Consider the following 12,378-nt stretch of genomic DNA (forward strand, 5'->3'; position numbering starts at 1 on the left):
TGATGAGCTACACGCTCGATTTCTCGGTGGTCTGGCATGCGATGCCCGCGCTGCTGTGGGGATGCGTGGGCACGTTGGGCCTTGCGCTGGCCGGAATGACGCTTGCAATGGTGATCGGTGTCGCCGGCGTCGCGGCACGCGACTCGAAGGCGGCGTGGCTGCGTGCTCTCGTGATCGGCTTTGTCGAGATCGCTCGCAATACACCTTTCCTGGTGCAGATCTTCTTTCTGTTCTTTGCCCTGCCGCTCATCGGATTGAAGCTCAATCCGACAGCGACCGCAATCATCGCCCTCGGCGTCAATGGCGGCGCCTACGCCATCGAGATCATCCGCGGTGGCGTTCAGTCCATCCATAAAGGGCAGCTGGAGGCTGGTTACGCGCTCGGACTGCACAAAGGGCAGGTCTTCCGGTTCATTGTGCTCAAGCCCGCGCTTCGCGCGATCTATCCCTCGCTTACCGGCCAGTTCATCATGCTGACGCTGACCTCGTCGATCTGTTCGGCGGTGTCGGCCTACGAATTGACCTCGGTTGCGCAGCGGATCGAAAGCGACACGTTCCGCAGCTTCGAGGTCTACTTCTTCGTGACCTTCCTCTATCTCGCGATCTCCTGGCTGTTGATGCTGGGCTTCGCGGCCATCTCTTACCGCTTCTTCTCATATCCGACACGCTGAGGAGGAGATCATGGCACCGCATTTTGGCCTCGCAGAGTTCGGCTTCCTGCTGCGTGGACTGCAGTGGACGATACTGCTGACGCTGGTCGCCTTCGTGGGCGGCTGTACCGGGGGCCTGGCGGTCGCATTGCTGCGCACCTGTGGTCATAAGGGCGTGGAATGGATCGTCCGCATCTACATCGGGGTCTTCCAGGGCACGCCGCTGCTGCTGCAGCTGTTCGTCGTGTATTACGGCTTGGCGCTGACCGGGCTGAAGCTCGACGCCTTCGTCGCGGTGGCGATCGGCTTCACCGTGAATGCCTCGGCCTTCCTTGGCGAGATCTGGCGCGGCGCGATCCAGGCGGTGCCGCGCGGTCAGACCGAGGCGGCGATGGCGCTTGGGCTGCACTATTCATCCCGCATGCGTGACATCGTGCTGCCCCAGGCGATCCGCATCTCGCTGCCGGCGACCATCGGCTATCTCGTGCAGCTAATCAAAGGCACGTCGCTCGCCGCCATCGTCGGCTTCATCGAACTCGCCCGCGCCGGCCAGATCGTGTCGAACCAGACCTTCCAGCCGCTGCTCGTCTTCGGCGTGGTCGGCGCAATGTATTTCGTCCTCTGCTGGCCACTCTCCTGGTGGGGCAGCCGGATGGAAGCCAGGCTCGCCCTGGCCGGTCAAAGGTAGGAACGGCGCGTCTGCCCAACAGAATACAGCCGCCGCGAAAGAGGAGGAGACAACAAATGCTAAATTCGATGACTCGGCGCCATCTTGGCGTCGCGCTGCTTACATTGGCGGCCCTCGCCACCGCGGACAAAGTGCAGGCCGGCACGTTGGAGGACGTCAAGAAGAAGGGCGTCGTCGTCATCGGCATCCAGGGCGACAATCCGCCCTGGGGCTATGTGGATAGTTCGGGGAAACAGGATGGCATCGATGCCGACATGGGACGCGCCTTCGCTGAATACCTCGGTGTGAAGGCCGAATTCACGCCGCTGGCCGTGGCCAATCGTATTCCGGCGCTGACCACGGGCCGTGTGGACATCCTGTTCGCGACCATGGCCATGCTGCCGGACCGCGCCAAGGCGGTGCAGTATTCCAAGCCTTATGTGGCTAACGAGATCACGCTCGTCGCGGCCAAGGCAACGCCGATCAGCAGCAATGCGGACATGGGCAAATACGTCATCGGGGTCCCGCGCTCCTCGACGCAAGACACCCAGGTCACCAACAATGCCCCGTCGGGCACCGAGATCCGCAGATTCGACGATGACGCGGCCACGATACAGGCACTGATATCCGGCCAGGTCCAGGCCGTCGGTGCGAACCTGTTCTACCCGCAGCGTCTGAACGCCGCAAAGCCGGATCTCGGATTCGAGCCCAAGCTCCACTTCACCGCGCTGTACAATGGCGCATGCACGCGGCTGGGTGAGAAGGAGTGGAACGAGACGGTCAACAAGTTCATCGACCAGATCAAGTCGGACGGCAGGCTGGCTGCCTTCTACGCCAAATGGATGAAGGTGCCCGTGCCGACTTTCCCCGATTCCGTCCCCGGCGTTCCGTTCACCGTCCAGTAGCCACGCAAGCGGCCGGCGCGACCTGCGTCGGCCGCCGCTCGACAGCGGAGACGAGCATGCAGGACGAGATCCTGATTGAAATGAACGGCGTGCAGAAATGGTACGGCGGGTATCAAGCTCTCCGCAACGTCGATCTCACCGTGCGCAGAGGTGAAAAGATCGTGCTCTGCGGCCCGTCCGGTTCAGGCAAGTCGACCTTGATCCGTTGCATCAACCGACTGGAGGCGATTCAGCAAGGCAGCATCGTCGTCAACGGTCATACGCTGGACGACAGCATCAAGGCCATCGATGTCGTGCGTCAGGACGTCGGGATGGTGTTTCAGAGCTTCAATCTGTTTCCGCATATGACGGTGTTGCAGAACTGCATGCTCGCGCCCATTCGCGCGCGCCGCATCAGCAAGACCGAGGCGGAGGCGACCGCGCGAAAATATCTCGAGCGGGTGCGCATCGGCGATCAGGCCGAGAAGTATCCGGCTCAGCTGTCGGGCGGTCAGCAACAGCGCGTCGCGATCGCGCGCGCGCTCTGCATGCAGCCCAAGGTGATGCTGTTCGACGAGCCGACGTCCGCCCTCGACCCGGAAATGGTCAAGGAAGTGCTCGACACGATGATCGGCCTCGCCAACGACGGCATGACCATGATCTGCGTCACCCACGAAATGGGCTTTGCCCGCCAAGTGGCTGATCGCGTGATCTTCATGGCTGACGGGCAGATCGTCGAAGAAGGTGCGCCCGACGCTTTCTTCCGTAATCCTCAGCACGCGCGCACCAAGCAGTTCCTTGGTGAGATTCTCGCTCATCACTGAATGGAGCCGGTCCATGAGCCGCCTTGTCTATGTCCTGAACGGGCCAAATCTGAATCTGCTCGGCAAGCGTCAGCCCCACATCTATGGTCATGAGACGCTTGCGGATGTGGAGCGGGATTGTCAGGCGCTGGCCGAGGAGATCGGTCTGGAAATCCGCTTTCGCCAATCCAACAGAGAATACGAGATCATCGATTGCATTCATGAGGCGCGCGAGACAGCCGCGGGCATCGTGATGAATCCCGCGGCTTTCACGCATACATCGGTCGCCATCCTGGATGCTCTCAATACGTTCGAAGGGAAGGTGATCGAAGTGCATATCTCGAACGTTCACAAGCGCGAGGAGTTTCGCCACCACTCGTTTGTCTCAAAACGAGCTGATGGAGTCATCGCAGGCTTCGGCACTCAGGGGTATCAGCTCGGCTTGCGGCGGGTGGCCAAGCTGCTCGACGAGTAGAAGGACTAGTTTCGGATAAGGATACCGGTCCGCCTGTCAGTGATGGGAGCGGGTCTCATGGACAAGCGCAACATCGCGTCTTTTGAGCTGACCCCTCGCAGCGCGTTCCACCTCCACATTTGGAGTATGCCTGCCAAGCCAATTGATTTTACAAGAGGCGAGTTCCGCGAGTTTTCCAAACGCGGGATGAAATCACTAGACAACCCAGCTGATCTTGATGCCGCCAGCTCTGTCCCAACGAACGATCTACGGGACGAGCAATCCTCGCATGCCCCGCATGCGCCAACTGCCCGTCGTGCCAGTTTGTCGCGGACTTCTCCCTTGCCACGTCGGGCAAATCACCTCCACATTTCAGCGCATCCCGGCTCGTTGAAGAGGGACGTTTCGCGATCGTCATGAAGCGTCGAGCCGGAGAGGCGACGGGCGCGTTGCTCCGCAGCCGGGTGTCACAGCCCGTGCCGACGAACGGAGCGAGGCGACGGCGAAGTGGTGTGGTCCTGGTCTCCCGACGCTGAGACCAAGCCGGCGGGGATGATGATCCGCTGGCGACGGGGGCAAGACAGCCGGTCCCCGGGGAGAGCGCCTATAAGTCGCAAAACCGTCGCGCAGGGAAGGCCGGATATTGGGCTGTACCTGTGGTTCTGCCGCGTGCTTGTTTGCTGCACGCGGACCGCGGGTATCAGCCGATACCCGGTCTTCCCTGCGCCTCTTCTTCCGAAGAGGAGAGGTTCACCCAGGTCAAACTCGGGCGCGAGTCGCCGCGAGATCGCAAAGCCATACCTGCTGTTTGAACGTGGAGAAACCATGCCGCATGATGTCCGGCGCGGACGCGGCGCAGAGACCCCGGAACGTCGTCGCGGGTGAGCCCCCGACCGCGTGCGACTTCGTCGCAATCCGAACTGGCAGCTCGATCAGCGACAATTTGCTTCGACGTGTCCGGTTCTGAAACAAACAATGCGCCGGCTCGCGATCTTTGAAGTTCCATTTCATTGACCGGAGGGAGGCGTGCGCCGATATTCGCGGCCGTCATTGCCCAACCGTGGATCGCCAGATGAGAACCAGAATCGCAGCCCGTCGCCTGGTGCGCAAGCGCCTCGCCGGACGCTGCTTCTCGGCGGCGACCGGGGCGTGTTGCTGATCGCTGCAGCCGAAGTCACCTCATTCATCGATTTGCAGATCCGACAGGAGCGCCGCTGCGCAAGGCGGCGAACGATCACTCATGACCACAGCCTTTGTCATCGAAGTCTTCAACCGCACCGCCGGCATCGTTACGGCCGACGAGCGCGGCTTCAGCTTCTTCTCGTCCGAGCGCGCGTTCGACAGCCTGGAAGGGCAGTTCTTCACATCGGCGCGCGATGCCGAACGCGCCGCTCGCGCGCTCGTCATCAGCGGTGGCGGGCGCCTGCGCCGCGGCTCCGTGTAAATCTTCCCATCGACAGCGAAGGAACATCGCTCATGAGCTTCTACAGGGACTTCAACGACAAGCTCGCCATCCAGGCGTGGAACGACCGCAAGCGCGAACCCTATCAGACGATCGAGGTCCGGCAGCTCGGTCCGACGGTCGGCGCTGAGATCGGCGGGGTCGATCTTGCCAAGGACGTGTCGGAGGCGCAGTTCGCGGAGATCCGCCGCGCGCTCGACGAAAATCTGGCGATCGTGTTTCGCGATCAGGACATCTCCAAGGAGGACCACAAGCGCTTCGCACGCCGCTTCGGCAAGTCGCTGCATCGGCACGAATTGGCGGCGACGCGCTTCCGTCATGATGGGCCGTTCGATCCGGAATTCCTGTCGTGGAAGACCGACGCCAATTCGCGCTTCACTGCAGGCGACGGCTGGCATCCCGACGTGTCCTGCGATCCGAGCCCGATCGCGGTCTCGCTGCTGCGGGTGACAAAGACGCCGCCGCTGGGCGGCGACACCGCCTTCGCCAACATGTATCTCGCCTATGAATTTCTGTCGGATCCGATCAAGCAGCTGCTCGACGGCCTGACCGCGATTCACGACGGATCATTGGCCTGGACCGCCGGCTACGGCGCGAAGCCCGATCCCGGCAAGACCTATCCGCAGTCCGAGCATCCGGTGGTCGTGACCCATCCGCGCACCGGCCGCAAGTTCCTCTACGTCAACGCCTCCTTCACCTCGCACATCGTGCAGCTGACGCGGCGGGAAAGCGACGCGCTGTTGCAGCTCTTGTTCCGCCATGTCGAAAGCCAGCTTGCGCTGCAGACGCGCGTGCACTGGCGGCCCAATTCGCTGCTCGTCTGGGACAATTGGGCGAGCCAGCATCATGCCGTGTGGGACTACTATCCGGAAGAGCGGTGGGGCGAGCGGGTGTCGGTGGTGACCGGCGAGAGTCCGCGGGCGCGGCTGGATCTCAGCGAGGCGGCGGAGTAGGGCGTTCGCGCGGGTGGGAGGGCGCGCGGCACGACGCGACGGCAAGCCTGATGTCGCTGCGGTGGCGTCATGCCAGCCATGTCCTGTCGCCGCAGGCAACGCAGAGAAGAAACATTTCATTCGGGAGCAGTGGCCGACGGCAAACCCGTCCTACGCCACGGCGCTCCAGAAGCAGGTCCGTTGCTATTTCTCGCATCGGCTTGTTCTGTCCGCCGCCGCCGACCAAGCTCCATGCAATCGCATGAAATTGCCCGGAGACATCACATGAGCCTGGTCGAGAGAAAGATCGAAGCGCTGCCCTTCGTGCTCGCCGAGCTGAACTATCTGGCGCCCATTGCGTCCAAGCCGCGGACCTACGCGTTCGATCCGCCGCCGGGCGAGCCGAAATCGACGGCGCTGCCGGAGCCGCACCGGGTGCCGGTGTTTGACGGCCGCCCGATCGCATCGTCGTTCTCGCTCGACCGCGAGGGCTTTGCATTGGTGCGGCACCCGACCTTCGTCCGTGACTTCACCAATGAAAAGGAAGTCCGCTCTATCTATTATCCGGCGGCGGAGGCCTTCATCCGCGCGACCTTGCGCGCGGATCGTGTCGTCATCTTCGATCATACCGTGCGCAAGCGTGTACCCGGCGCGGTCGATGTCCGCGACGGCGGGCCGCGGCAGCCGGCGACGCGCGTCCATGTCGACCAGACCGTGACATCGGGCGCCAATCGGGTGCGCGAGCACCTCGGTGACGAGGCTGAGGCGCTGCTGCGTGGGCGGGTTCAGGTCATCAATCTCTGGCGCCCGATCATCGGTACGCTGCGCGACAGCCCGCTCGCGATGTGCGACGGCACCACCGTCGCGCCGGAGGATCTCGTTGCCTCCGACCTGATCTATCCGAACCGCAACGGCGAGACCTATTCGGTCACCTACAATCCGGCGCATCGCTGGTTCTATTTCCCGGACATGACGGTGGACGAGGCCTTGCTGCTGAAGTGCTATGATTCGGCAACCGACGGCCGCACCCGCTTCGGGCCGCATACCGCCTTCGTCGACCCGACCACGCCAGCGGATGCCGCGCCGCGCGAGAGCATCGAGCTGCGGACGCTGGTGTTCCACTACGAGTGATGATGTGTGGGGAGCATGATGTTTCACGATGCGGCATCGGACGAGAAGCTTCGTCCATGACTTCAGGCATTTCTGAAATTGCGTCGGGACTGATCGCAGGCGATGGTGGGTTGAATGCGTGCATTGCAGCACGTCCAGTCAAGGTTCTCACATGAATGCCCACTCGTCCCTCGCCGCCGCCGAGCCGATCCGGCCGGTGGAGGCGGTCGTGCCCGATGCCTCGGTCGCCGCGCCGATGGTCCGCTTCGAGGCGCTCTCCAAGACCTATCCCGCCTATCGTGACAAGCCGGCCGTCGCGGCGCTCAAGGAGATCGATTTTGCCATCGCGCGCGGCTCGATCACCGGGGTGATCGGGCGCTCCGGCGCCGGCAAGTCGAGCCTGGTGCGGCTGATCAACGGACTGGAGAAGCCGAGTGCCGGCCGCGTCATCGTCGACGGGCGCGAAATCTCCGCGCTGAGCGGACAGCAGCTTCGGCTCGCGCAGCGCTCGATCGGGATGATCTTCCAGCACTTCAATCTGCTGTCCTCGCGCACCGCCGCCGACAACATCGCGCTGCCGCTGGAGATCGCCGGCTGGTCGAAGGCCGATATCCGAACGCGTGTCGCCGAACTGCTCGAACTGGTCGACATCGCCGACAAGCACGACCGCTATCCGTCGGAGCTGTCCGGCGGGCAGAAGCAGCGCATCGGCATTGCGCGCGCGCTGGCGACGCGGCCGGACGTGCTGTTGTCGGACGAGGCGACCTCGGCGCTCGATCCGCAGACCACGCGCGCCATCCTCGACCTGCTCGCCAACATCAACCGCGAGCTCGGCGTCACGATCATTCTCATCACCCACGAAATGTCGGTGGTCCGCCAACTCGCCAAGGAGGTGGTCGTGATCGATGACGGCCGCGTCGTCGAGCGCGGCCATGTCGCCGACATCTTCACCCAGCCGAAGCATCCGACGACGCAGACCTTCCTGGCCGAAGCGCTCGGCGATGCCGTGCCGGTGTCGCTGGCGAGCCGGTTGGTACAGCTGCCGACGCCGATCGGCCAGGCGGTTATTCGCGTGCAGGTGCGGGGCTCCGATGCTGGCGACACGCTGGTGGCGCGGCTCGCGCGCGAGCTGTCGATCGACGTCGCGCTGCTGTCGGCGCGCATCGACGAGATCGGCGGCCAGCACGTCGGCTCGCTGATCCTCGGCATTCCCGGTGGCGAGGCCGCGGCGCGGCAGACGCTCGCTTATCTCTCTCAGCATCAGTTCGCAGCGGAGCGTCTCGGCTATGTCGCCTGAGCTCATCAACCTGATCGTCCAGGCCACCGGCGAGAGCCTGTTCATGGTCTCGACCGCGGCGCTGGTCGCGACCGCCCTCGGCCTGCCGCTCGGCGTCTTCCTCGCGACCAGCCGCAAGGGTGAGCTGTTCGCGGCTCCTGCCGTGAACGCGGCGCTCGGGGTCGTCGTCAATGCGACGCGCTCGACGCCCTTCATCATCCTGGTTGTTGCGATCATCCCGTTCACGCGTCTCGTCGCCGGCACCTCGATCGGGTCGGGAGCTGCGATCGTGCCGCTGACGGTCGCGGCGACGCCGTTCATTGCCCGGCTGGTCGAGGCGGCGATCCGCGAGGTCGATGCCGGCCTGATCGAGACCGCGTCGTCGTTTGGCGCGACGCCGTTGCAGATCGTGTTCAAGGTGCTGATCCCGGAGGCGCTGTCCGGCCTGGTGCTGGCGCTGACGCTCGCGGTGGTCAGCCTGCTCGGCTACTCCGCGATGGTCGGCGCTGTCGGCGGCGGCGGCCTCGGCGATCTCGGCATCCGCTACGGCTACCAGCGCTTCATGCCGGAGATGATGCTGGCCGTGGTGGTCGTGCTGATCGCGCTGGTGCAGACGGTGCAGACCATCGGCGATCATCTCGCGCGCCGGCTCAATCGGCGCTTGAGGCAGCGCTGAGCTGAGGCAGACACGGACTCATCGACGCAGCCGAGCAGGAGGAATGACCATGAACGAGATCGTCGAACGACCCAGGAAGTTTGCGCTGGTCGAGCGCGCCCCCGCAGCCACCTTCGAGGAGGAGCGGCTGCATCGCAAGCAACGGCTTGCGGCGACCTTCCGCCTGTTTGCGCGCTACGGCTTCGATCAGGGGCTGGCCGGCCACGTCACGGTGCGTGATCCGGAATTCCCGGACCGGTTCTGGATCAATCCGCTGTCGACGCATTTCAGCCAGATCAAGGTCTCCGACCTGCAGCTCGTCGACCACGACGGCAACATCCTGATCGGCAACAAGCCAATCAACCAGGCCGGCTTCGTCATTCACTCCGCCATCCACGCCGCGCATCCGCAGGTGATCGCCGCCGCGCATACCCATTCGACCTATGGCAAGGCGTTCTCCGCGCTGGGCAAGCTGCTCGATCCGCTGACCCAGGATTCCTGCGCCTTCTACGACGATCATGTGCTGTTCGACCCGTTCACCGGCGTCGTGCTCGACGCCGAGGAGGGCAAGAAGATCGCGGCGGCGCTCGGCACCAAGAAGGCTGCGATCCTCCAGAACCATGGCCTGCTGACGGTCGGCCCGACCATCGAGGCGACGGCCTGGTGGTACATCGCGATGGACAATGCCGCGCGGACGCAATTGCTGGCTGAGGCCGCGGGGCCGACGAAGCCGATCCCGCACGAGATCGCGAAGCACACGTCGGGGCAGGTCGGCACCCACAAGGGCGGCTATTTCAGCTTCCAGCCGCTGTGGGACTGGATCACCGCGCAAGAGCCGGATCTGTTCAACTGAGTTTAGCGCCGTAGCCCGCATGAGCGCCAGCGACATGCGGGTTCTCCTCAACAGCTCATGTGACCCTGGATGTCGCTTCGCTCATCCGGGCTACAAGGAGGAGGATAAATCCTTCGGGGAAGGCGAGGAATAAAGAACATTTGTACACGAACATCAAACTCGAGAGCGCGTCCATTGCTTTGTTCGCAGCTGCGATTGATCCTCTGCGGCGCCAGGGCTAGTCACCAGCGGAACTGTTTTGTTTGGTTGGAGACTTGAATGTACCGTACCGTTATTGCGCTTGCCGCCTTGCTGTCCGTCGCGCTTCCCGCGCATGCCGAAACCATCCGTGTCGGTGTCACCGCTGGCCCGCATGCCGAGATCATCGATGTCGTGAAGAAGGTCGCGGCCGAGCGCGGGCTCGACATCAAGGTCGTCGAGTTCACCGACTACGTGATTCCGAACCAGGCGCTTGCGCTGAAGGATCTCGAGGCGAACTCGTTCCAGCACGAGCCCTATCTGAAGAACCAGATCTCCAAGACCGGCTGGAAGATCGTCAAGGTCGCCACCACCATCGCCTCGCCGCAGGGCGTCTATTCGCAGAAGTACAAGACGCTCGCCGAGCTTCCGGAGGGGGCCAAGGTCGCGATAGCCAATGATCCGTCGAACGGCGCGCGCGGACTGATGATCCTGGCGCTGCATGGCGTGATCAAGCTGAAGGATCCGAGCAACGTCGCCGCGACCGTCGCCGACATCACCGACAATCCCAAAAAGCTGAAATTCGTCGAGCTCGACGCTGCGCAGCTGCCGCGCGCGCTCGCCGACGTCGACCTCGTCTCGATCAACAACAACTACGCCGTCCAGGCCGGGCTCAATCCCGCCAAGGACGCGATCGCGCGCGAGAATGCCGAGGGGCCCTGGGTCAACATCCTCGCGGTGCGCGAGGAGGACAAGGACAAGCCCTGGGTGAAGCAGCTGATCGAGGCCTACCACTCCGAGCCGGTGAAGGCGTTCCTCGACACCCGCTTCAAGGGCACCTACATCGCGACCTGGTGATCGGGAGCCGCAGCCAAGGCCGGCGCGTCGACCGGCGGCACGGCGATCGGGCGGGCCTGCAACAGCCGGTGCGCCAGATCGGCGCATTGGCTGCGGATGTCGGGGATCGCGATGATCTCCCAGAACGCGGCGCGCGTCAGCGGGCCGATCGCGAACAGCCGCTGCGATGGCGTGCCATCGGCGCCGACGATGGCGCAATCGGCCGTGACCTCGATGCCAATCCGCAAGGCGTCGCAGCGCGCGAGCCCTTGGTCGAACAGGCTGCGGACCGCCGGATTGGCGGTGGCACGGGGATCCTTGACGATGCCCGTGCAGTCGATGACGGCGCCGACCTCGAGCGTCTCGACCTCGCTGCGGCCGCGCCGGCGATAATGCGCGCGGGCACCTTGCGTGCCACCGTCGATCTTGACGAGCTTGGCGGCGGCGATGCGGAGCTGTCCGTCCGCGATCGCCCGCGCGATCCGCTCCTCGACCTCGGGCGCCATGCGGTGGCGATGCACGTCCCACCACGCCCGCGCATGCTCCAGGAAGCTGCGCTTGGATGCCTGTGGCAATTCCTGCCAGAGGCGGTGGCTGAACGGCCTCACGGCATCGATGACGGCGCGCCAGTCGCCGCCCTCGGTGATGTGATCGGCAATCCGTTGCCGGAACCAGCGCAGCACAACGCTGCCGCACGCACCGAACGGAACCTCGTCCTCGCTGATCCTGCAGGGCGCGATGCGGCGATGTCCCCTGGCCATCAGGCCGCGGCGCGAGATGGCGACGATCGGGCCGCGATGGCCCTCGCGCAACAGCGACAGCACGTAGTCCGCCATCGTCAAGCCGGCGCCGAGAATGAGTACCGCCGAGTCGCGGCTGAAGCCGGGAACGGACGGGTTGATCCAGGGATCGGCATGCCAGGCCGAGCGCGGGATCGCGGCGTCGTGGCCCGTGGCGAACACCGCGACATCGCCGAGCCGGCGCGTGCCGTCGGCGAGGCTGACGGTGACGCCGCTGCCACCTTCGCTGACGGCCACGCATTCGCCCTGAATAATGGCGAGCCGCCGCGCACCGTTCTCGGTCGCGAGGAACGGCGCGATCAGGCTGGCGATGTAGTCGCCATAAAGGCGGCGCGGGACGAAGCAGAACGGATCGGGACAGAGCTGAAGGCCGTGCTCATGGGTCGACAGCCAGCGCCAGAAATGGTCGGGATCATCCGGCAGCGCGCTCATGTTGGCGGCGCGCACGTTGAGCAAATGGTCGGCATTGCCGGTGTGATATGCGAGCCCGCGGCCGACCTCCGAACGCTTCTCGATCAGGGTGACGCGGATATCGGAGTCCGGGCGCTGCAGCAGCTGATAGGCCAGAAGAACGCCGGATGCGCCGCCGCCGACGATGATGATGTGTCGTTCCGGAAAACGGCTCATGCAAAGATGCCTTTTCTCTCGCGCGGCGACGATGCGTAACGTTCATAATCTAGCACGTAAAAAAGCCGCCGGATTCGGAAAGACGAATATTCTACTTGTCGGCTTTTTCCGATCGAGCTTATTCCAAGGAAGTACAGATTGTTGTTCCGAGTGTGTCGTCGTAAGCGTTGGCGCATGAGAATTATCATACG

13 protein-coding genes are annotated in these 12,378 nt (G+C 63.9%); 12 read left to right on the forward strand and 1 reads right to left on the reverse strand.

The features are described 5' to 3' along the window. Positions 1-2 precede the first annotated feature (2 nt). The 12 genes from BRAD285_RS13355 (at position 3) to BRAD285_RS13415 (ending at position 10,781) form a co-directional block, all read left to right on the forward strand. A complete protein-coding gene (locus BRAD285_RS13355; protein WP_035648126.1) occupies positions 3-671 on the forward strand; it encodes an amino acid ABC transporter permease in 669 nt (222 codons plus the stop codon). A gap of 10 nt (positions 672-681) precedes the next feature. Further along, on the forward strand, positions 682-1,338 hold the full coding sequence (locus BRAD285_RS13360) for an amino acid ABC transporter permease (protein ID WP_006614247.1): 657 nt from the start codon (positions 682-684) through the stop codon (positions 1,336-1,338). A 56-nt stretch (positions 1,339-1,394) separates the two neighbouring features. Further along, a complete protein-coding gene (locus tag BRAD285_RS13365; RefSeq protein ID WP_006614246.1) occupies positions 1,395-2,222 on the forward strand; it encodes a transporter substrate-binding domain-containing protein in 828 nt (275 codons plus the stop codon). A gap of 56 nt (positions 2,223-2,278) precedes the next feature. Next, positions 2,279-3,025, forward strand: coding sequence for an amino acid ABC transporter ATP-binding protein (locus tag BRAD285_RS13370; RefSeq protein WP_006614245.1), 747 nt, complete (start codon positions 2,279-2,281; stop codon positions 3,023-3,025). A gap of 13 nt (positions 3,026-3,038) precedes the next feature. After that, positions 3,039-3,479, forward strand: coding sequence for a type II 3-dehydroquinate dehydratase (gene aroQ / locus BRAD285_RS13375; RefSeq protein ID WP_006614244.1), 441 nt, complete (start codon positions 3,039-3,041; stop codon positions 3,477-3,479). 1,219 nt (positions 3,480-4,698) lie between these two features. Next, the gene (locus BRAD285_RS13380; RefSeq protein ID WP_035647290.1) at positions 4,699-4,902 is read left to right on the forward strand and encodes a hypothetical protein; all 204 of its coding nucleotides are present in this window, start codon (positions 4,699-4,701) and stop codon (positions 4,900-4,902) included. A gap of 32 nt (positions 4,903-4,934) precedes the next feature. Beyond that, positions 4,935-5,873 (forward strand): TauD/TfdA family dioxygenase, encoded by a 939-nt coding sequence (locus tag BRAD285_RS13385; RefSeq protein WP_006613219.1) that lies wholly within the window; start codon positions 4,935-4,937, stop codon positions 5,871-5,873. Between the two features lie 264 nt (positions 5,874-6,137). Next, positions 6,138-6,983: a CmcJ/NvfI family oxidoreductase gene (locus BRAD285_RS13395; protein WP_006613221.1), complete on the forward strand. Its 846-nt coding sequence runs from the start codon at positions 6,138-6,140 to the stop codon at positions 6,981-6,983. Between the two features lie 151 nt (positions 6,984-7,134). Further along, on the forward strand, positions 7,135-8,259 hold the full coding sequence (locus BRAD285_RS13400) for a methionine ABC transporter ATP-binding protein (RefSeq protein WP_035647293.1): 1,125 nt from the start codon (positions 7,135-7,137) through the stop codon (positions 8,257-8,259). Further along, positions 8,249-8,914, forward strand: coding sequence for a methionine ABC transporter permease (locus tag BRAD285_RS13405; protein WP_006613223.1), 666 nt, complete (start codon positions 8,249-8,251; stop codon positions 8,912-8,914). Before BRAD285_RS13400 ends, BRAD285_RS13405 begins: the two co-directional genes overlap by 11 nt. A 49-nt stretch (positions 8,915-8,963) precedes the next feature. After that, entirely contained in the window at positions 8,964-9,746 is a 783-nt protein-coding gene (locus BRAD285_RS13410; RefSeq protein WP_006613224.1) for a class II aldolase/adducin family protein, read from the forward strand. Positions 9,747-10,004: 258 nt separating this feature from the next. Next, positions 10,005-10,781 carry a MetQ/NlpA family ABC transporter substrate-binding protein gene (locus tag BRAD285_RS13415; protein ID WP_006613225.1) on the forward strand — a complete coding sequence of 259 codons (777 nt, stop codon included), beginning with the start codon at positions 10,005-10,007 and terminating at the stop codon, positions 10,779-10,781. Here BRAD285_RS13415 and BRAD285_RS13420 read toward each other — a convergent pair. Continuing rightward, positions 10,763-12,187, reverse strand: coding sequence for an FAD/NAD(P)-binding protein (locus tag BRAD285_RS13420; protein ID WP_006613226.1), 1,425 nt, complete (start codon positions 12,185-12,187; stop codon positions 10,763-10,765). The genes BRAD285_RS13415 and BRAD285_RS13420 overlap by 19 nt on opposite strands. Between the last annotated feature and the right edge of the window lie 191 nt (positions 12,188-12,378).

It is taken from the genome of Bradyrhizobium sp. ORS 285, from assembly GCF_900176205.1.
In the GTDB taxonomy this organism is placed as follows: domain Bacteria; phylum Pseudomonadota; class Alphaproteobacteria; order Rhizobiales; family Xanthobacteraceae; genus Bradyrhizobium.

What these genes read in the sequence shown, in the direction of transcription:
- BRAD285_RS13355 (WP_035648126.1), top strand. Translation starts at nt 3, where the DNA reads ATGAGCTACACGCTCGATTTCTCGGTGGTCTGGCATGCGATGCCCGCG.
- BRAD285_RS13360 (WP_006614247.1), top strand. Translation starts at nt 682, where the DNA reads ATGGCACCGCATTTTGGCCTCGCAGAGTTCGGCTTCCTGCTGCGTGGA.
- BRAD285_RS13365 (WP_006614246.1), top strand. Translation starts at nt 1,395, where the DNA reads ATGCTAAATTCGATGACTCGGCGCCATCTTGGCGTCGCGCTGCTTACA.
- BRAD285_RS13370 (WP_006614245.1), top strand. Translation starts at nt 2,279, where the DNA reads ATGCAGGACGAGATCCTGATTGAAATGAACGGCGTGCAGAAATGGTAC.
- aroQ (WP_006614244.1), top strand. Translation starts at nt 3,039, where the DNA reads ATGAGCCGCCTTGTCTATGTCCTGAACGGGCCAAATCTGAATCTGCTC.
- BRAD285_RS13380 (WP_035647290.1), top strand. Translation starts at nt 4,699, where the DNA reads ATGACCACAGCCTTTGTCATCGAAGTCTTCAACCGCACCGCCGGCATC.
- BRAD285_RS13385 (WP_006613219.1), top strand. Translation starts at nt 4,935, where the DNA reads ATGAGCTTCTACAGGGACTTCAACGACAAGCTCGCCATCCAGGCGTGG.
- BRAD285_RS13395 (WP_006613221.1), top strand. Translation starts at nt 6,138, where the DNA reads ATGAGCCTGGTCGAGAGAAAGATCGAAGCGCTGCCCTTCGTGCTCGCC.
- BRAD285_RS13400 (WP_035647293.1), top strand. Translation starts at nt 7,135, where the DNA reads ATGAATGCCCACTCGTCCCTCGCCGCCGCCGAGCCGATCCGGCCGGTG.
- BRAD285_RS13405 (WP_006613223.1), top strand. Translation starts at nt 8,249, where the DNA reads ATGTCGCCTGAGCTCATCAACCTGATCGTCCAGGCCACCGGCGAGAGC.
- BRAD285_RS13410 (WP_006613224.1), top strand. Translation starts at nt 8,964, where the DNA reads ATGAACGAGATCGTCGAACGACCCAGGAAGTTTGCGCTGGTCGAGCGC.
- BRAD285_RS13415 (WP_006613225.1), top strand. Translation starts at nt 10,005, where the DNA reads ATGTACCGTACCGTTATTGCGCTTGCCGCCTTGCTGTCCGTCGCGCTT.
- BRAD285_RS13420 (WP_006613226.1), bottom strand. Translation starts at nt 12,187, where the DNA reads ATGAGCCGTTTTCCGGAACGACACATCATCATCGTCGGCGGCGGCGCA.